Consider the following 19,261-nt stretch of genomic DNA (forward strand, 5'->3'; position numbering starts at 1 on the left):
CCCCTATCCCGAGCCGACCGTGTCGGGCGTGCCCAGACCCAGCTCGTCGAGGACGGCGGCGGTGTCGGCACCCAGTTCCGGTGCAGGTCCGCGTACCTTGCCGGGGGTGCGGGAGAACCACGTCGGCACACCTGGGAAGCGCACGGGGCCGTGCGGCGTGTCCACGGTTTCGAACAGGCCGACGGCGTTGAGGTGTTCGTCGTCGAACAAGGCGTCCGGGGTGTTCAACGGCGCCGCCGGAATCTCCAACTCCCGGAACAGCTTCAGCCATTCATCGGTGGTGCGCTCGGCCAAGGTCTGCGCGACCAAGCCGTAGACGGTGTCGATCTCGTTGGCCCGCGACTCCAGCGTGGCATACAGGTCGGTGGCCCACGGCGGCGCGACGGCGTCGATGAACGCGCTCCAGTGTTTGTCGTTGTAGATCAGCGCCGCGATGTACCCGTCCTTCGTCTGGTACGGCCGGCGGTTGGGCGCAACCGTCCGCGGGTAGACGGCCGGACCGAGCGGCGGGTCGAACATGGCGCCGTTGGCATGCTCGACCAGCATGAATGAGGCCATGGTCTCGAACATCGCCACCTCGACCTCCTGGCCCTCGCCGGTGCGCTCGCGGTGGAAGAGCGCCATCGTCGTGGCGTACAGCGCGGTGAGCCCCGCGACCTTGTCGGCCATGATGGTGCCGACGTAGTCGGCCTCGCCGGTCAGCTGCTTCTGCACGGCGGGCAACCCGCACTCGGCCTGGATGGTGTCGTCGTAAGCCGGCCGGTCGCGATCGGGGCCGCGCCTGCCGTACCCGTAACAGTTGGTGTAGACGATCGACGGATTGATCGCCGCGACATCGTCGTAGCCGAACCCCAGCGTGGCGATCGCCTTGGACCGCATGGAGTGGATGAACACGTCGGCCCGCTCGATCAGCGCACGCATCGCCGTCTTGCCGCTCTCGGAGCGCAGATCCAGCACCACGCTGCGCTTGCCGCGGTTGACGTTGACGAACACGCCGCTCATCCCGGACACCGGGCCCACCGAGATGAATCGGGTGTTGTCCCCCTGAGGGGGTTCGACTTTGACGACCTCGGCACCCATGTCGGCCATGATCTGGGTGCAGTAGGGACCCATCACCATCGCGGTGAGGTCGACGACGCGTATTCCCGCCAGCGGTCCGGAGTCACCCATGCGTGACTCCGCGCGCAGCCATGCCGAAGCTGTACCGGATGTGTTCTGCGTGCCCGTCCGGCGCCGCCGGAAACATGACCGATCCTGCGGTGTCGCGGATCTGCGCCGCGTGGGTCTCGACGTCCTCGATGGTCCACGAAGGCCGGTAGACGCCCGGGGTCTCGGCGATGTAGGCCCGAGCGATGCGCCCGGCGATGGCCACCAGCATCTCGCCGGTGATCGAACAGTGTTCGTGTGCCAGCCAGCCCACCGCGGGTGCGACGAGATCGGCCCCCATGGGCGGATAGGCGGAGGTGTCGAGCCCCTCGGCCATCCGGGTGACAGCTGCGGGAACGATGACATTGCATTTCACGTTCGACGGCGCGCCTTCGATCGCGGCGACGTTGGACAGGCCGATGATCCCCGCCTTGGCCACACCGTAGTTCGCCACGTCGTGGTTGCCGTAGAGGCCACCGATCGACGACGTCAGCACGATCCGTCCGTAATCGTTCGAGCACATCTGCGGGAACGCTTCGCGTACCACGTGGAAGGCTCCGCGAAGATGCACATCGAGAACGGCGTCGAAGTCGTGGTAGGACATCTGCGCAAGCGGGGAACGACGGACATTGCCCGCGTTGTGGATCAGGATGTCCAGGCGGCCGAAGTTGTCCAGCGCGGCACCGATGATGGCGCGTCCACCCGCCACCGTCGTAACCGAATCCGTGGAGACCACCGCGTGACCCCCGGCAGCCCGGATCTCCCGGACGACGTCGGCCGCTGGTCGGTCATCGCGACCATCACCGCCCAGACCACCTCCGACATCGTTGACGACCACCTTCGCGCCGCGCGAGGCGAGCAGCAGGGCGTACTCGCGGCCCAGCCCGCGCCCGGCACCGGTCACGACCGCGACCCGGCCGTCGAACCGCAGGTCAGGCACGGAGTTCCAGCCCGTCCAGGTCGCCCTTGGCGCGCCACTCGGCGATCAGGTCGTCGAACGCATAGAAGCCCGGCGAGTAGAAGTCGCCGAGGAAGGATCCGTTACCCACGGCGCCGCCGCGGCCCTCGTTGTTGTAATAGCCGGGCGTGCAGGACAGTTCGAAGGCAGAGTTGTCGATCGCCAGTTCGCGCACCGTTGCCACCCACGCGTCCTGCCCCTCGCGGCTGGGTTCGACCGTGGTGGCGCCCCGGGTCTGCGCCTCGGCGATGATGTAGGCGATGTGCTGGGCCTGCTGTTCGAACATCGCCGTCGTGTTGGCCGACACGCCGCCCTGGATGAAACCCATGAAGAACTGGTTCGGGAATCCGCGACTCGTCATCCCGTGCAGCGTCTGATACCTCTCTTTCCAGTACTCGAACAGCGACAACCCGTCGCGGCCGACGATGCTGTCGATCGCGTACCGGCGGCTGATCTCGGTGGAGATCTCGAAGCCACTGGCGAAGATCACGCAGTCGACGTCGTACTCGATGCCGTTGGCGACGATGCCGTTGGCAGTCAGACGCTCCACGCCTTTGGATTCCGAGACGTCGACCAGTGTCACGTTCGGTCGGTTGAACGTGGCCAGGTACTGCTCGCTCGAACACGGCCGCTTACACATGAACCGGTAGTAGGGCTTGAGCGCCTCGGCGGTGCCGGGATCGTCGACGATGGCCTCGATGCGGCGGCGCAGCCGCTCCATGATCTTGTAGTCCTCCTCTTCCCGGAAGGCCATGATCTGCTCGATGGTCACCGTGGTGGGGTCCTCACTGCCCGCGATACGGGCGGTCAGGTTGCGTCCCAGCTCGGTCCAGAAGTCGCACACCAGGTCTGGCTCGCCGAACACCACGCCGACGAACGGTGACCAGTTGTGGAAGTTGCGCTTGCGTTCCTCCTGCCAGCCCGGCTGCAGCGTGGCCGCCCAGTCCGGGTCGGTGGGAGTGTTCGCCCGTTCGTCCACCGACGACGGCGTGCGCTGGAACACGAACAGCTCCTTGGCGTCGCGGCCCAGGTGCGGCACCAACTGGATGCCGGTCGCGCCGGTACCGACGAGTGCGACCCGCTTGTCGGCGAGCTTGTCCAGCCCGCCGTCGGCGTCACCACCGGTGTAGTCGTAATCCCAGCGTGCGGAATGGAACACGTGGCCGCCGGCATCCCGGTACTCCTGGATGCCGGGGATACCGGGCAGCTTCGGCCGGTTGTAGGAGCCCTGCGCCATCACCACGAACCGGGCCGCGATCTCGTCGCCGCGGTCGGTGCTGATGCGCCAGCGCTTCGCCGAGTCGTCCCAGAGCAGCTCACGAACCTGGGTGGAGAACAGCGCACCGTCGTACAGGCCGAAATGCTTGCCCATGTTGCGGCAGTGCTGAAAGATCTCGGCGCCGTCGGCGAACTTCTTCGACGGCATGAAGCCGAGCTCTTCGAGCATCGGGATGTAGCAGTAGGCGTCGTTGTCGCACTGGATGCCGGGAAACCGATTCCAGTACCAGACGCCGCCGAAGTCGCCGGCCATCTCGATGACCCGGATACCCTCGACCCCGGCCTTCTTCAGGTAGGCCCCCGCGAGCAGACCGGCGAATCCGCCGCCGAGGATGACGACCTCGGCGTTCTCGACGATCGGGTCGCGCGCGGTCGCCGTGGTGTAGGGATCAGTCTCGTAGAACTCGGCGAACTCGCCCTCGAGTTCCAGATACTGGTCGGCCCCTTCCGGCCGTAACCGCTTGGCGCGCTCCTGCGCGTACTTCTCGCGCAGCGCGTCGATGTCGATGTCGGCCGGGGTGTCCGTCGGCCCGCATGTCTCGGTCATCTGTTCTCCTCGTGCGAATTCGGCGCGCAAAGCGACGCTGAGGGTGCTTGCGCGCGCCGGATTCGCTAGATCTCGCGGGGCTCGCCAGTACCCATGTACTTGGACAGTTGGTGATGCAGGTTCACCGTGCTGCGCTCCCGGTACGGATTGGGCAGCGTGCCCGGGAAGCCGGCCGACTTCATCCCCTGCTGCACGGCGGCCATGTTGGAGAAGTCCTGCGGCAGCACCGACAACCAGTTCGGGGAGTCCTTCGGGGTGTAGACCCACTCGGTCTGCGGCTCTCCGCCTTCGGGATACAGCTCGAACACCGCGACCTCGAAGATGCACTTGTCCGGGTTGTAACTCGGATCAGGGCGGGCGCTGTAGCAGAGCGCGCTCGTCAGTCCCTGGCCCACCTGGAAGTTCGGGAAGAGCTGCCACGCGGTGCCGCTCTGCCCGAGGATGTCGGGCGGGATCGTCGGCCAGATCACCCCGCGGGCCTCGTCGTCGCGGCGCGCGGAGGTCAGCCAGTGCTGCAGCACCTGGTCGGCGGGGGTGCCCTCAGGCAGTTCGTCGACCAACCGCTTGGCGGCGTTCACCAGCGTCTGCGTGGTGGTCGCGTTGGTCTCCTCCATCGTGTACACCTGCATCTCCGCGGTGGAGATACGCGGATCGCCCGTGCCGAGACGGATCTTGGACTTGGTCTCGTCCATGCCTTTCGGTGCGTCGTAGCCGATGTTGCTGTGCCGACCCTGCGCCTTGGCCCAGCCCTTGAACTCACCGAACTTGTTGAACTCCGGGTGGGTGGTGAACACGTGGTAGGTCTCGTTGAACGCCTCCATCGCGACTTTCCAGTTGCAGTCGAAATAGAGCCATTTGCGCCACTTGTAGCGCATGTTCTCCAGGCCGAACGGATCGAGGATCTTGTTGGCCGGGAACAGGTAGTCGGCCAGCGATTCACACTCGGGGTCCATGTTGACGAACAACCAGCCGCCCCAGGTGTCGACCTGCACCGGGGCGAGGTGGGTGTTCTCCCGCGTCAGCTTTCCGGCCCAGTCGTCCTGCTCACGGATGTGGGTGCAGGATCCGTCGAGACCGTAGGTCCAGCCGTGGAATCCGCAGACGAACGACTTTCGCGCCCGCCCGACGGCGTTCTTCGCACCGTCAGGGGTGTCGACCAGTTTGCGGCCGCGGTGCATGCACACGTTGTGATGTGCGGCAAACTCGTTGGGGCCCGTCCGTACCACGATGATCGAGTCGTCGAGGATGTCGTAGGTCAGGTAGCTGCCGACCTCGGGGATCTCCTCGACCCGCCCGACCTGCTGCCACACCTTGCGCCACAACTTGTCGCGCTCGGCACGCGCATAGCGCTCCGAGATGTACGCGTCGACGGAGATCGTGGTCGGCTCGGACAGGTCTTCCGCGATCTGACCCGTCGAATCATCCTCGGGCGCTTCGCTTTCGATGGCGGCGTCGAGGTCGGATTCGGTGTGCGTCACGTCATCTTCCTTTCAGAACCGGCTGATGGTGCTGCGGAACGACTCGTCCTTGAGGAACAGCGACGTGTTGTCCGCGCCGAGGTGGGTCCACTTCAGGTTCAGGCCGCCGTCGACCAGCAGGGTCTGCCCGGTGATGTAGCCCGACAGATCGGACAGCAGGAAAAGGATCGCGCCGGCCTGTTCCGCCGGGGTGCCCCGGCGGCCCATCGCGATGGCTGCGCGGTCGCGTTCGGGGTCGGCGTCGACGTAGGTCGCCGAGGCGGCGGTCGCGGTGACGCCGGGTGCGACGGCATTGACCCTGATGCCGTCGAGGGCGAGTTCCACCGCCATGGTGCGGGTCATCGCCACCACCGCGGCCTTGGCCGTGCCGTACGCGATGTGGTACGGCGCGGTGTTCATACCGCTGATCGACGAAATCGACACGAGGGAACCGGGGTCGCCGTTGTTCCGGATCTCGGCCGCGACCGCCTGGCTCATGAAGAAGGCCGTCTCCAGGTTTGCCGCGAACAGTGCCCGCCAGTCGTCGCGGGTGACCCGGGTGGACGGCATCCAGGTGGCCGGCGCGGCGCCGCCCGCGACATTGACCAGGCCGTAGAGCCGGGCACCGGTGTTCGAGGCAACGGTGCGCACCTGATCGAGCACTGTGGCGACGCCGTCGTCGGTGGACACATCGGCGGACACGGAGACGACCGACAACCCCCGCGCGGCCAGCGGCCCGACGTGTTCGTCGAGGTTGGCCTTCGAGCGACTGACCGCGACGACGGTGGCGCCGGCCTCGGCGGCCATCCGTGTCACCGTCGTTCCGATGCCGCCGCCACCTGCGCCGGAGACCACCACGATGCGGTCTTCCAGCCTCAGCGCCGCTTCGGGGCCCACGTCACTTGTCCGGACAAAAAACGGTACTCTGCATAACGAAGAACACTATTCCGCAGCGGTTATGCAGCCGTCAAGGCTTGGCTGCTCAGCTCCCGTCCTATTGTCTGGACCAACTTCGGCTTGCTAACGTCCGGATGCATGAAGCCCCGGTACGCCGCGCCGAATCCCGTCACCGCCGAGGGTTGGCAGCTGCAGACGGTGACCGGCCCGAGCCGGCTGTTCGGCGCGAACGGGCTTCGCACCGGCCCGGACGATCGCGTCTACGTCGCCCAGGTGACCGGCAGTCAGATCAGCGCGCTCGACCTCGGGTCCGGGTCGCTGGAGGTCGTCAGCCCGAAGGGCGGCGACATCATCGCTCCCGACGACGTCGCGTTCGGCACCGACGGCACCCTCTATGCGACCGAGGTGATGGACGGGCGGGTCAGCGCCCGCGACCCCGCGGGGCACACCCGGGTCCTGCGCGACGATCTGCCGTGCGCCAACGGCATCACCGTGCACGACGGGCGCCTGTTCGTCGGGGAGTGCCGCGACGGCGGACGGCTGATGGAGCTACCACTCGACGGTGGCGAGCCGCGCGTCCTGCTCGAGAACCTGCCCTCCCCGAACGCCATGGAAGTAGGCCCCGACGGGTTGCTGTACTACCCGTTGATGACCGCCAACGAGATCTGGCGCGTCGACCCGAACGGCGGCGAGCCGCAGCGCGTCGCCACCGAGCTCGGTGTGCCCGACGCGGTCAAGTTCGACTCGGCCGGATACCTGGTGTCGACTCAGGTGGCCAGCGGCCAGGTGCTGCGTATCGATCCCCGGTCGGGCGACAAAACGGTGCTGGCACAGTTGAATCCGGGACTGGACAACCTCACCTTTGTCGGCGGCCGGTTGCTCACGTCGAACTTCACCGGCGAGATCACCGAGATCGGCTCCGACGGGCAGATATCGACGGTGCTGCCGGGCGGGCTGAACTGGCCCTTGGACCTCACCATCGCCGGCGGAACGCTCCACATCGCCGACGGCACGTACTTCTACCGAGTCGGCGCGAACGGCACCCTCGAGACGGTGGGCATGCTCTTCTCCCCGGGCTATCCGGGCTTCCTGCGCGGTGTCGACGCCGTCGGTACCGACGAGTTCGTCGTCACGACGTCCGGCGGCCAGGTGGCACGCTACCGGCCGGGCACCGGCGAAACCGAATTCCTCGCAACCGACTTCGATCAGCTCTACGGTGTCGCCGCCGCCCACGGCGCGATCGTGTTCGCCGAGCTCGGCACCGGAAAGGTGCACTGCCTGCAGTCGGGGCGGGCCGAGACGATCTGCTCGGGCCTGCACGAGCCGGTCGGGATCGCCTTCGACGATGACGGCGCGACGCTGGTGGCTGAATCCGGTGCCGGGCGGGTGGTTCGGCTCGGATCGGCGGGTCCGGACACCGTGGTGGACGGACTGCAGTGCCCGCAGGGCATCCATGTCCGCGACGGCCGGCTCTACATCGTCGACGCAGGCGCCAAGGAACTCGTCGAGTTCGACCTGGGCACCAAGGCGCGCACCACGATCGCCAGCGGACTGCCGGTCGGCGCTCCGCCCGGCGTCGAACCGAAACCGCTGAAAGGCATGCCGCCGTTCTCGGGTCCGCAGGGGCCCTTCGCCGGGGTGACCTGCGGGCCGGACGGCACTCTGTATGTGTCCGCCGACTCCGACGGTAGCGTCCTGGCGATCGGCCGGCGATGACGACGACCGCCGGCGATCATCGCTACCTCCAGGTCGCGCGTACCCTGCGCAAGGAGATCGTCGACGGCGTCTACCCGGTCGGCTCCCAACTGCCCACCGAACACGAGCTGTGCGAGCGGTTCGCCGTCAGCCGCTACACCGTTCGCGAGGCGCTGCGGCGGCTGCGCGACGACAACCTGGTCACCTCCAAACCGCGCGCGGGCACACTGGTGGTCCCCCGGCCGACGAACAACTCCTACGCCCAGGACGTCGTCTCGATCGAGGACCTGCTCGCCTTCGCCCAGGGTGCGAGGTTCGCCATCGACTCCAACGCCATGGTCACGGTGAATGCGGCGCTGGCCGAACGCACCGGGCTCGCACCTGGCACGCAATGGCTCGGAGTCGCCGGATATCGGCGCGTCGACGAGCACACCCCGCCGGCATGCCGCACCGAGTACTACATCAACCGCGACTTCGCCGCGGTCGGCCGGCTCCTGCAGCGTCACAGCGGGCCGATCTTCCCGTTGGTCGAGGACCTCTTCGGGGTCAGCATCAGCGAGGTGCACCAGGAGATCTCGGCGGTCGTGCTGGAGGCGGGTCTCGCCGAGCACCTCGAGGTCGGGCGCGGGACCGCCGCGCTGCAGATGCGGCGCACCTACACCACGTCCGACGGCGAGGTCGCCCAGGTCACCGTCAACATCCACCCGTCGTCGCGCTTCCGGCATTCGATGACCATGCGCCGAGTCCGGGACAACGGGTGAACGCCACACTGGCCGATGCGCTGCGCGCGAGCGCCCGTGACGCGCCGGGGCGGATCCTGGTGCGCGACGACGACAGCGTCGTGACGGCTGCTCAACTGCTGGACCGGGCAACCCTGCTCGCGCACGCCTTGACGCGGCGAATGCCCGTCGGCAGCATCGTCTCCTTCACGCTGCCCAACTGGCACGAGGCGGCGGTCATCTATCTGGGAACAACACTGGCCGGCATGATCGCCAACCCGATCCTGCCGTCGCTGCGCGATCACGAACTGTCGTTCATCCTCACCGATGCCAACAGTCGCGCGGTCTTCATTCCGCACGTCGTCGGTGGGCACGATTACGTCGCGATGCTCGATCGCGTCACCGCCGGGTTGCCCGACCCGCCCGAGGTGGTCGTGGTGCGCGGCGACGCCGGCGGCCACACCGCGTTCGCCGATCTGCTCGACGAACCCGCTGCCGGCACCCTGCCGGCTCTCGACCCGTCCGACATCCAGCTGGTTCTGTACACCTCGGGGACCACCGGCCGGCCCAAAGGCGTTCTTCACAGCCACGATTCACTCCACGCGCTGATCACCCAGCTCGGCCGGTCCTGGCGCATCGAGGCCGGCGACACGTTCCTCGTGCCGTCCCCGGTCGCCCACATCGGCGGCTCGATCTACGCCTTCGAGTGCCCCCTGCTGCTGGGCACGCAGGCAGTGTTGATGCAGCGCTGGGAGCCCGACCGCGCCGTCGCGCTGATGCTCGAGCACGGCTGTACGCACATGGCCGGTGCGACCCCGTTCCTGGAGGGACTCCTGGCTGCGGCCCAACGGGCCGATACCCGCCTGCCCGACCTGAAGGTGTTCATCTGCGGCGGCGCCTCGGTACCGCCGTCGCTGATCCGACGCGCCACGGAATACCTGGACAAGGCGGCCGTCAGCCGGGTGTACGGATCGACGGAGGTTCCGGTGACGACGGTGGGATCGCTCGATGACACCGAGCGGGCCGCCGACACCGACGGTCACCCCGGGATCGCGGAGGTCGCCATCGTCGACGGGGAGATCCGCTCCCGCGGACCGCAGATGTTCCGCGGGTACCTGCACTCCGAGGACAACGCCGCGGCCTTCGACGAGTTCGGCTACTTCCGAACCGGCGACCTCGGCCGGTTCACCGACGACGGGCACCTCGTGGTGACAGGCCGCGCCAAGGACATCATCATCCGCAACGGCGAGAACATCTCGCCCAAGGAAGTGGAGGACATCCTCGTCACGCATCCACAGATCGCCGAGATCGCGATCGTCGGTCTTCCCGATTCCCGCACCGGGGAGCGTGCCTGCGCCGCCATTGTCGCCTCCGGCGGCCGGGGCCCCGAGGTCGCCGACCTCCACGAGTTCCTGGTGGCGCACGGCGTGGCCAAGTTCAAGGTGCCCGAGCAGGTGCGGTTCGTCGACGCGCTGCCGAAGAACGACGCGGGCAAGGTGCTCAAGCACGTCCTCAAGGCCGATCTGATCAAGGAGTCATGACATGCAGGTAGCGATCGTCACCGGTGCCAGCAGCGGCATCGGGTTCGGCTGCGCGACAACGCTGGCCGCGCAGGGGATGGCCGTGTTGGGCACCGGCCGGGACCCCGGTCGGTTGGCCGAGCTCGAGAACGCGGACCCCGGGGCCGGCGAGATCTCGACGCTGTCGGTCGACCTGACCGCCGATGACGCACCGCAACGCATCGTGGCGGCGGCGCTGGACCGCTGGGGCCGCATCGACTTCCTGGTCAACAACGCCGGCATCGGCAGTCCGAAACCGCTGCACGAGACCGACGACGAGACGCTCGACCATTTTCTCGGCATCATGCTGCGGGCACCCTTCCGGCTGGCCCGCGACGTCATCGGGCACATGCAGCCCGGCTCGGCGATCATCAACGTCACGTCGACGTTCGCAGTCGTCGGTGGGCTGCGCGGCGGCGCCTACTCAGCGGCCAAGGGCGGGCTCACCGCGCTGACCACCCACATCGCCTGCCAGTACGGCCCTCTCGGAATCCGCTGCAACGCAGTGGCTCCCGGCGTCACCCTCACTCCTATGGTGGCCCACCGGCTGGAGGACGAACGGTTCCGCAAGATCAACACCGAGATGACCCCGCACCAGCGCCTCGGCCGCGTCGAGGACATCGCCTCGACCGTGGCGTTCCTCTGCTCCGAGGGCGGCAGCTTCATCAACGGCCAGACGATCGTCGTCGACGGTGGGTGGAGCTCGACGAAGTACCTGTCCGACTTCGCCCTCACCTCCGAATGGGTTCCCCGGGAGTCCGCCCGGTGAACCTGTTCGCGCTGCTCGACCAGGCCGCCACGCGCCACGGTGACCGGGGTGCGGTGTACCACGGTGATCAGCAGGTTCACACCTGGTCTGCACTGCGGGAGCGGGCATTACGGCTGGCTGGATCACTGCGGGAGCTGGGACCTGGCGCCCGGATCGCGGTGGCCGGCGAGAACAGCCCGCAGATCGTGGAGCTGATGTTCGCGATCTGGGCGGCCGAGTGTGTGTTCGTCCCGCTCAACTACAAGCTGCATCCGCGCGAGATGGACCAGATTCTCGACGATGCCGGCGCCGCAGTGGTTTTCGCTTCGGCCAAGATCGCGTCTGCGCTGTCCGACGTCACGTCGGTCCCGATCGAGACCATCGGGGCGGTCGAGTACCAAGAGCGTTGCACCTCGGACATGGCAGCCGTCCCCCGCACCACCGATCCGGCGGACCTGGCCTGGCTGTTCTACACCAGTGGGACCACGGGTCGCTCGAAGGGGGCGATGCTGTCCCATCGCAACCTGATGGCGATGACGCTGTCACACCTGGCCGACTTCGACTCCCCCGACGAGAATTCCAGCCTGATCCACGGGGCCCCGATGTCGCACGGCTCGGGCCTCTATGTGCCGCCGTACGTCCTGCGCGGCGCACGACAGGTGGTGCCGGCATCCGGCGCGTTCGACCCGGACGAGTTCCTCGACCTGTGCGACCTGCATCCCCGTTGCAGCGCATTCCTGGCGCCCACGATGGTGTCCCGGCTCGTCCAGACGGGTCGGCCCCGGCCGGCCAACCTCGAGACGATCGTCTACGGGGGCGGACCGATGTACGTCGACAGCCTCAAGAAGGCGCTGGCCGCGTTCGGCCCGATCTTCGTTCAGCTCTACGGTCAGGGCGAGGCGCCGATGACGATCACCGGCCTGCGCCGCGCCGACCACGTCACCGGCCAGGCCGACGGCGCCGGGTGGGCCTCCGACGAGGTGCTCGGCTCGGTCGGGTACGCCCGTTCCGGCGTCGACGTCGCGGTACTGGGGCCGGGCGGGACACCGGCAGGAGTCGGTGAGATCGGCGAGATCGTCTGCCGCGGAGACGTGGTGATGTCCGGCTACTGGAACAATCCGGCGGCGACGTTGGCGACGCTGCGCGACGGTTGGTTACACACGGGTGACCTGGGCTCCTTCGACGGCAACGGCGTGCTGACACTTCGGGACCGGTCCAAGGACGTGGTGATCAGCGGTGGCAGCAACATCTACCCGCGCGAGATCGAGGAGGTGCTGCTCGAACACCCCGGCGTGGTCGAAGCGGGCGTCGTCGGCGCGCCGGACGAGGAATGGGGCGAGGTCGTGGTCGCCTTCATCGTCGGCGACGCCACGCCCGAGGACCTGGACGCGCTGCTGTTGCAGCGAATCGCCCGGTTCAAGCGTCCGAAACGCTACGCGTTCGTCGGTGAACTGCCCAAGAACAGCTACGGCAAAGTGCTCAAACGTCAGCTGCGGGATCAACTGAGCTGAGCGCAACTCGTGTGATCTGACCGGCGGCCGACCGAAACGCCGGTAGAGCGCATCAGGCGGCGGGTGCGCAGCTAACATGTTCGAGGTGGGGAGGGTGTCGGCCGTTCGGGCCGCGATCACACGCGCGCAGAAGTGGCCCGGTATTGCCCAGCCGGCGCTGTGGGCGCGCACCGCCGGGTCCAGTTTCGTGTTCGGCGGCGTGCTGGTGGCGCTGATCACCGCGATGACCCCGACCTCGTTCGAGCACGCCGTCGTGCAGTACGCCAACGCCACGGCGGCGATGGCGATCGGGATCGCGGTCCTGCTCACCGGGCGGCGCGTCACGCTGGTGCAGTTTCACCTCCTGGTGGTCACCGCGATCCTGCAGATCACGCTCTCGGTCACGTTCGCGACCGGCGCGGCGGCGGTGTCCTTCGCGACGCTGTACGTGTTCGTCGGCTGCGCGGCATTTTTCGTGGCGTGGCCCACCGCGGTGCTCTATCTGGGCCTCGCCATGCTGTGTTCGACCACTGCGCTGGCTGTGACCGGGTCCGTGCCGTGGTGGACGGGTCTCGTCACGGCCGCGACCACGGCCGCGGTCGGAGTGATCATCCTCGCCCTCGGGCAGGTGGTGGCCAAGGCAGAACTCGACGAGGTGACCGGTCTGCCCAACCGGCGCGGGTTCGATCGGATCCTCAGCGCCGAGGTCAGCAGGGCGTCATGGGAGAAGACCGGGCCGGCTGTGGTTCTGATCTGCGTGGACGCGCGCGCGGCGGTGCAGCAGGAGTTCGGCGATCGGGCCGCGGATGCGTTGATGCAGCAGTTGACGTCAGCCTGGCTCGGTGTGCTGGATCCCGGCCACGTGCTGGCACGGCGTAGTGACGGCGAACTCGCGTTGATGCTGCCGGCGACCACCGAGCACGACGCTTTCGCGCTGACCCTGCGACTCCGGCAGGAATGCACCAGAGAATTCTCCGCCGGGGTCAGCGCCTGGGCGGCCGGTGAATCCCCCACCCCGGTTCTCGAGCGCGCCGACGCGGCGCTTCGCCGCGCACGGTCCACCGGACGCAACCGCACGATGCTCGAGTCCTCCGAGCTGCCGCCGCTTGCCGTTCAGCTCAGAGAAGCGCTTGCCGCCGAAGACATCAGGGTCTGCTACCAGCCGGTGATGCGACTTGGTGACCCTGATGTCGTGATGGGTGTCGAGGCGCTGCTGCGGTGGTCGCCGGCGCTGGGGCCCGACCTGAATGCCGGTGAGGTGATCAGGGTCGCCGAGGACCACGATCTGATCGCGGCCCTCGATCAGTTCGTGCTGCGCCGGGCGTGCCTGGACGCCTGCTGGGTGCAGGGCCGGTTCCCCGGCCTGCCACTGATGTTGAGCGTCAACGTGTCCGGCCTCGAACTGGTCAAGCGGGGCTATGCCGCCCGGGTCGTGGACACGCTGCGCGCCACCGGCTGGCCCGCCGACCAACTCGTGCTGGAGGTCACCGAGACGGTTCTCGACGTGGACCGGCCCTCGTCGATCAACGCCCTGCATGAGCTACGCCGCCACGGAATCCGCGTCGCCATCGACGACTTCGGCACCGGATACTCGTCGTTGAGCCGGCTGCACACGCTGCCGACCGACCTCCTCAAACTCGACGGTTCATTCGTGTCGTCGATCATCTCGCCGTCTGCTCCGCGCCTGCTGCAGGCGGTCGCGGGACTCGCCAATGCCCTTCATCTGCCCATCGTGGTCGAAGGCGTCGAGACCGCCCGCCAGGCGGCGGTGCTGCGCGAGATGGGCTTCACGATGGCCCAGGGTTACCTTTTCAGTCGTCCGCAGAGCCGTGAAGACGTGGTCGAGATGATCAGACATCAAGCCACGGCCTCCGGGCCGGCGCTCGGCGGCTGAGTACACCACGCCGGACGCTCAGAATGCCCGCCAGGTCACCACGTTCAGTATCAGACCGTGACCGCTGTGGTCGTTCTTGACCCGCGCCCGGCCGGCTTCGTTGATGATCGTCCAGCCGTTGGCGGTGTACGTCTGGCCGACCCCCAGAGACATGGAGTCGGCGGCGGTGCCCGGAAGCGTTCCGGCCGCCCAGTAGGACTGTCCGGTGCCGTTCATGACCGCGAGGTTCAGCGGGGTGGAGCTACCGATCGAGTTGGGCGACGCCCCGAACGGGGCTCCGTTCGACATGCCACAGATGGCCATGGGTTGTCCCGCGGCGCCGTAGTGGGCGCTGACCAGACATCGCAGCCGCCCGTCCTGGACATCGACGAGTTGGTCGCCGTCAGCTGCGGTCGCCGACGGCGCCGGCAGACACGCACCGGCTGCGAGCATCATCAGCGCAGCCGCGGCCAGGTCACGAAGCATGCTGTCTCCAGAAAGAGCGAGATTCCGGTGTGTTCCCCGATGCTGCCACGACCGTCTCGCTCGGCGCTCTCGTTTCGGGGTACTCACCCTTGCCCCAAGGGCGCGACACGCACAGCGATGTTGCCCTGCCGAGGCAGACCGGTGATCGGGTCGTAGTCGACCTCGGTGGACACCAACCGGCCGACGTTGGTTCCGCGCTCGCGGAACTCGTCGTCCTCATCCGGCAGGCCGCCGAAGGCGTGGTGCATCGCCACGACGTCGGGACGCACCGAGTCGTCGGATTCAAGCACGGCCGGCACGCTGTCGTGCCGGGAGGTGACCATGACCGAGCACCCGGATCGCAGGCCGAGCTCAGCCACTGCGTCGGGGTGCATGTACACCGGGTTGTAGGGCTTACCCCGATTCAGGGCGGCCAGCGCAGTGCCGGAGGAGTTCATGAAGTTGGGGTGCCGACGCGGGATGAGCCGAAACGGAAACGCCGAATCGGCTCTCGCGCCATCGACCTCCTCGTCGAGAACGGCGGCCAGTTCGGCCAGCATGTACGCGTTCCCGACGTCGAGCCTCGCGGTTGTGTCGGCATCACGCTCCTGCACCACCGCGTCGACGTCGAAGATCGCGCCGTGCGGGTGCCGCCGGACCTCGTCGAGCGGGATTCGCGCGGTCGCACACATCTGCTCGAAGAGCTCCTCGGTACTCAGCTCGGTCTCGCGGTTCATGGGTAGGACGATCGGCGCCGACTCCATGAACTTGCCACCGCCACCGCCGAAGAAGTTGACGAACCACAGCTCGAGATCCATCCGTTTGGTCAACCCGAGGAAGAACTTCCATTCCTCGATCAGGTCGGAGCCGGGCGGCGGGTCAACCACACGCGGGGTGTACTGCGCGTAGGCGGCAGGGATTCCGGTGCCGCTGGTGTAGTACTTGATCAGCTCGCTGCCCATCGTCATGGCGGGCGTTTCCATCTGCATCATCGGGGCGATCACGTAGTCGGCCAGCCGCGACGTCAGTGACATCTCCGTGTCGAGGGTGACCAGCAGTTCGAGGCTCTGTAGCGCCCGGTGCGTCTTGCGTTGGTCCGGCCAGGCCGCCATCGGATTGCCGCCGATGCAGATCAACGCCTTGACCTGACCGTCGCCCTCGAGCAGGATCTCGTCGGCCAGTGCGGCGGTCGGCATCCCGCACACGGCGTCGGTCAGGCCGCGTACGCGCAACTTCTCGCCGTAGCCCCACCCCTCGTACGGAGGGTGCGCCTGCGCTTTGGCGGTGAACGCGGGCAACAACGCATTCGGGCGGGTCACCTTCTCACCGGCCCGTTGCCAACGTCCGCAGATGGTCGTCAGGCACAGGCACAGGTACTCGACCAGGTTTCCGTGCATCGCGAAGTTCGCCCCGGTGCCGGCGTTGACCATCCCGCGCTTCGTGCCGTAGGTCGCGAAGAGTTCTGCCGCTGCCAGAAGTTGCTCCAGCGGAATGTCCGCCCGTTCGGCCACGTAGTCCGGCGTGAAGTCGGAAACTGCGCGGGCCAGGTCTTCGAAACCTGCCACGTTCTCGTCGACGAAGGCGGCGTCGTGCCAGCCGTTGCCGATGATGATGTTGATCAGACCAGCAAGGATCGTCGCGTCTTCACCGGGTCGTGGCTGCAGATGGATCGCGGCGCGGGCGGCTGTCTGAGATCGACGCGGATCGATGACGATCAGCTTCATGCCGCGTGCGGTGGCCGCTCTGAGGTTCCGGGACGGATTCTGACCCGGGATGCCGATGGCCTTGGACACCAGCGGGTTCGTACCGATCAGCAGCCAGCTGTCGGCTTCGTGGAAGTCGACGTCGCCGCCCAGCCAGTGGCCGTGGGCGGCCAAGGCGATCTGTTTACCTGGTTGGTCGATCGTGTTGGCCGTGAAGAACATCGGCGACCCGATGCCGCGCATGAACGCGTTACCCATCAACGCCGACGCGGGATAGGGCAGGCCGTTGGTGCCCAGATACATCGCCACCGACCGCGGGCCGTGGGCAGCGAGGATTTCCCGAAGTTTCTCCGCAATCTCCTCCATGGCCTGCTCAGACCCGATCCGCGCGTAGGTGCCGTCGGTCTGGCGTTTCCGGCTGTGCAGGAGCCGTTTCGGATCGTTGTGAATTTCCGGCAGCGCCCGGCCCTTTGCGCAGGTGTAGCCCTGGAACATGGGGTTGTCCGGGTCGCCTGCGACCTTGGTCAACCGCCCGTCGGTCACGGTGGCCAGGACACCGCAGTGAGCCGAACAGATGCGGCAGATACCCGGGTGGGTCGTTGTTTGTGGCATTGAGTCCGCACTTCCAGGGGCTGAGGCGTGGCTTCATCGCCATCGCCGAACCATGCTAAGCGACCGCTCAGCGCCGCGGAGGGTGTTCCGGCTGAACCGGGGCGGGCATCCACCAGATCAGGCCGCGGATCATTGCCGGCGGCGGGATCCCCTCCAGCTCCGATCGGGCCGCCGATCAGTGCCGGCGGCGGGATCCCCTCCAGTCCGATCGGGCGTCCGGGCCGCGGCACACCCAGTCGATTCCGTTCATCCGGCGCTGGACACACAGCCGGCCTCGGTGACTCAAGCGCCTCCATCCGGCGGGTCTCGCCGAGGGCGGTTCAGGCGACGCAATCAGGTCTCACCGCGATGAACGCGTCGAGGTCGCCGGTCGCCGTGATGCCGGTGGAGAACTGCACTACCCTCCGCAGGAACGCCAACGCCTGGGATCCTGTTCGTCGGGCGGAATTCATCTGACGCGCAGTCCTGACTCGAGTCAACGTTGATCGGATGTCCCCGACGCCGCAAGAGGGCGGTTATTGTCTACGGATGGCCGTGTCGGACAAGCCTTCAGCTCGAGAGACCAAGCGACTCCAGACCCGCGAACGCCTGATGGGTGCCGCGGTGGCGGAATTCAAGAGATCAGGAATCGCCGCGGCCGACGTGGGTGCGATCGTGGCTGCGGCCGGTGTCGCGCACGGAACGTTCTTCTTCCACTTTCCGACCAAAGAACATGTCCTGCTGGAACTGGAACGCCGCGAAGAGGAACGCATCGCCAAACAACTCGCGCGTTTCGCCGCCGACAATCACGATCTTGCACAGACATTCGGCGAGGCCATCCGCTTGATCGCGGGTTTGGAGCGACGACTCGGCGGGGTCCTGTTCAAAGACTTTCTTGCCCTGCACTTCTCTCAGACCCGCCCCCAGACCGATGCCGAGAACCAACATCCCGTGATCGTCGAGGTCGCCCGGGCGATCGAACGTGCCCGGAAACTGGGCGATGTCGACGGGGACGTCGATCCGTTCAACAGTGCCGTGTTCTTCCTGCTCGGGCTGTATGCGCTGCTCACCACCACGCACAACTGGCCCGAACAGAGCGCCATGATCGACGACTACCTACTCACGAGTCTGCGCGGCATCGGCACGAAGTAGCCGATTGACTCCCCACTTTTGCTGACTATAGTCAGCTTGCATGAACCTTCCCACGGCCCGCGAAAGTCGGCGTGGCGACAACGATGCACCGCATCGCCTCTCCACCAGCGGCCTGGACGAACACCTCGAGGCCTCACAGCGTGCGCAGCGCCAGGCGGACAAGTGGTTGATCTCCGGAAGTCTCCTCATCGGGACGGCCGCGTTGGGGATCTTCGGGCTACCGCTGTTCCTGCGCGGAGTGTGGCTTCAGCGCAAAGCCCAGCGCGACGGGCTGACGGTGCGGCCGATGCTGGTCACGCTCATCGGCTATCTCGTCATCATCGACGCAGCGATCAACACGGTCGGCTGGGCGCTCGACCTGGTCGCCAATCACACGATATTGGCCCGAGTTCTGTTGAACGGCTGGGGCAACATGTTCGATGCCGGGTACTTCTGGCACTACAACGAGTTGTGGATCGGTGGCGCCGCGGCCCCCGCAGAGAAGGCAATGGAAGTGGGGATGATCCTCACCGTCTTCACGATGCGCATCGCGGCCGCCATCGGCTTCCTGCAGATGAAGCGATGGGGACACCAGTGGATGATCATCACCTGCTGGATGGGTGTGCTGATCTGGTGCCTGTACGTGTTCAACATGACCATGTACGCCGACGTCCGCTTCGCCGGTGTCGTCCTGCCTGTGGTGGGGTGGTGGCTCTACGACATCTTCTACATCACACCTTTCCTCGCCATCCCCTACCTGCATTCGGTCAACCGCGAGGTCTTCTCCGACTGAACTCAATGACTTGACTCATTGACTTTGGTCAGCAATCAAACTACAAAAGGGAGCACGACGAGGGCTCGGGCGGGACGCGTCCACGCCAAGGAGGACTGACGATGGATTGGGTCTGGGAGATCCTGCGCTACGTAGCCGCGTGGGGCGGTACCGGCCTCATCATCTGGTTCTGGTACTGGATGTTCTCCAACCTCGGCACATTCTGAAACCT

The 19,261-nt window shown here is 66.9% G+C and carries 16 protein-coding genes; 8 read left to right on the forward strand and 8 right to left on the reverse strand.

From position 1 onward, the window contains the following. Window positions 1-3 precede the first annotated feature (3 nt). The 5 genes from J3476_RS06800 to J3476_RS06820 form a co-directional block, all read right to left on the reverse strand. Window positions 4-1,170 (reverse strand): CoA transferase, encoded by a 1,167-nt coding sequence (locus J3476_RS06800; RefSeq protein WP_207065731.1) that lies wholly within the window; start codon window positions 1,168-1,170, stop codon window positions 4-6. Then, window positions 1,163-2,086: an SDR family NAD(P)-dependent oxidoreductase gene (locus tag J3476_RS06805; RefSeq protein ID WP_207065732.1), complete on the reverse strand. Its 924-nt coding sequence runs from the start codon at window positions 2,084-2,086 to the stop codon at window positions 1,163-1,165. Before J3476_RS06805 ends, J3476_RS06800 begins: the two co-directional genes overlap by 8 nt. Continuing rightward, on the reverse strand, window positions 2,079-3,929 hold the full coding sequence (locus J3476_RS06810) for an NAD(P)/FAD-dependent oxidoreductase (protein WP_207065733.1): 1,851 nt from the start codon (window positions 3,927-3,929) through the stop codon (window positions 2,079-2,081). The genes J3476_RS06805 and J3476_RS06810 overlap by 8 nt, the downstream gene beginning before the upstream one ends. A gap of 65 nt (window positions 3,930-3,994) precedes the next feature. Next, complete coding sequence (locus tag J3476_RS06815) at window positions 3,995-5,407, reverse strand: SRPBCC family protein (protein ID WP_207065734.1); 1,413 nt, start codon at window positions 5,405-5,407, stop codon at window positions 3,995-3,997. 12 nt (window positions 5,408-5,419) lie between these two features. Continuing rightward, entirely contained in the window at window positions 5,420-6,283 is an 864-nt protein-coding gene (locus J3476_RS06820) for an SDR family NAD(P)-dependent oxidoreductase (protein ID WP_207065735.1), read from the reverse strand. Between the two features lie 138 nt (window positions 6,284-6,421). Between J3476_RS06820 and J3476_RS06825 the strand changes: the two genes are divergently transcribed. The 6 genes from J3476_RS06825 (at window position 6,422) to J3476_RS06850 (ending at window position 14,388) form a co-directional block, all read left to right on the forward strand. Next, window positions 6,422-7,999 carry an SMP-30/gluconolactonase/LRE family protein gene (locus J3476_RS06825; protein WP_207065736.1) on the forward strand — a complete coding sequence of 526 codons (1,578 nt, stop codon included), beginning with the start codon at window positions 6,422-6,424 and terminating at the stop codon, window positions 7,997-7,999. Then, window positions 7,996-8,739: a GntR family transcriptional regulator gene (locus J3476_RS06830; protein ID WP_207065737.1), complete on the forward strand. Its 744-nt coding sequence runs from the start codon at window positions 7,996-7,998 to the stop codon at window positions 8,737-8,739. Before J3476_RS06825 ends, J3476_RS06830 begins: the two co-directional genes overlap by 4 nt. Then, window positions 8,736-10,238, forward strand: a complete 1,503-nt coding sequence (locus tag J3476_RS06835) for an AMP-binding protein (RefSeq protein ID WP_207065738.1) — start codon at window positions 8,736-8,738, stop codon at window positions 10,236-10,238. The genes J3476_RS06830 and J3476_RS06835 overlap by 4 nt, the downstream gene beginning before the upstream one ends. 1 nt (window position 10,239) lies before the next feature. Continuing rightward, window positions 10,240-11,025: an SDR family NAD(P)-dependent oxidoreductase gene (locus J3476_RS06840; RefSeq protein ID WP_207065739.1), complete on the forward strand. Its 786-nt coding sequence runs from the start codon at window positions 10,240-10,242 to the stop codon at window positions 11,023-11,025. Continuing rightward, window positions 11,022-12,515: a long-chain fatty acid--CoA ligase gene (locus J3476_RS06845; RefSeq protein ID WP_207065740.1), complete on the forward strand. Its 1,494-nt coding sequence runs from the start codon at window positions 11,022-11,024 to the stop codon at window positions 12,513-12,515. The genes J3476_RS06840 and J3476_RS06845 overlap by 4 nt, the downstream gene beginning before the upstream one ends. Window positions 12,516-12,609: 94 nt before the next feature. Continuing rightward, window positions 12,610-14,388 (forward strand): bifunctional diguanylate cyclase/phosphodiesterase, encoded by a 1,779-nt coding sequence (locus J3476_RS06850; RefSeq protein WP_286182688.1) that lies wholly within the window; start codon window positions 12,610-12,612, stop codon window positions 14,386-14,388. Between the two features lie 18 nt (window positions 14,389-14,406). Here J3476_RS06850 and J3476_RS06855 read toward each other — a convergent pair whose 3' ends face one another. The 3 genes from J3476_RS06855 to J3476_RS27850 form a co-directional block, all read right to left on the reverse strand. Next, window positions 14,407-14,853: a hypothetical protein gene (locus J3476_RS06855; protein WP_207065742.1), complete on the reverse strand. Its 447-nt coding sequence runs from the start codon at window positions 14,851-14,853 to the stop codon at window positions 14,407-14,409. A gap of 83 nt (window positions 14,854-14,936) precedes the next feature. Continuing rightward, window positions 14,937-17,147, reverse strand: a complete 2,211-nt coding sequence (locus J3476_RS06860; RefSeq protein ID WP_207065743.1) for a molybdopterin-dependent oxidoreductase — start codon at window positions 17,145-17,147, stop codon at window positions 14,937-14,939. 320 nt (window positions 17,148-17,467) lie between these two features. Next, on the reverse strand, window positions 17,468-17,599 hold the full coding sequence (locus J3476_RS27850) for a hypothetical protein (RefSeq protein WP_286182690.1): 132 nt from the start codon (window positions 17,597-17,599) through the stop codon (window positions 17,468-17,470). 76 nt (window positions 17,600-17,675) lie between these two features. Here J3476_RS27850 and J3476_RS06865 point away from each other — a divergent pair, with 76 nt between their 5' ends. Both J3476_RS06865 and J3476_RS06870 read left to right on the forward strand, forming a co-directional pair. After that, window positions 17,676-18,278, forward strand: coding sequence for a TetR family transcriptional regulator (locus J3476_RS06865; RefSeq protein ID WP_207065804.1), 603 nt, complete (start codon window positions 17,676-17,678; stop codon window positions 18,276-18,278). A gap of 40 nt (window positions 18,279-18,318) precedes the next feature. Continuing rightward, on the forward strand, window positions 18,319-19,050 hold the full coding sequence (locus J3476_RS06870; RefSeq protein ID WP_207065744.1) for a hypothetical protein: 732 nt from the start codon (window positions 18,319-18,321) through the stop codon (window positions 19,048-19,050). Window positions 19,051-19,261 lie beyond the last annotated feature (211 nt).

Source organism: Mycobacterium sp. PO1, from assembly GCF_017312405.1.
Lineage (GTDB): Bacteria > Actinomycetota > Actinomycetes > Mycobacteriales > Mycobacteriaceae > Mycobacterium.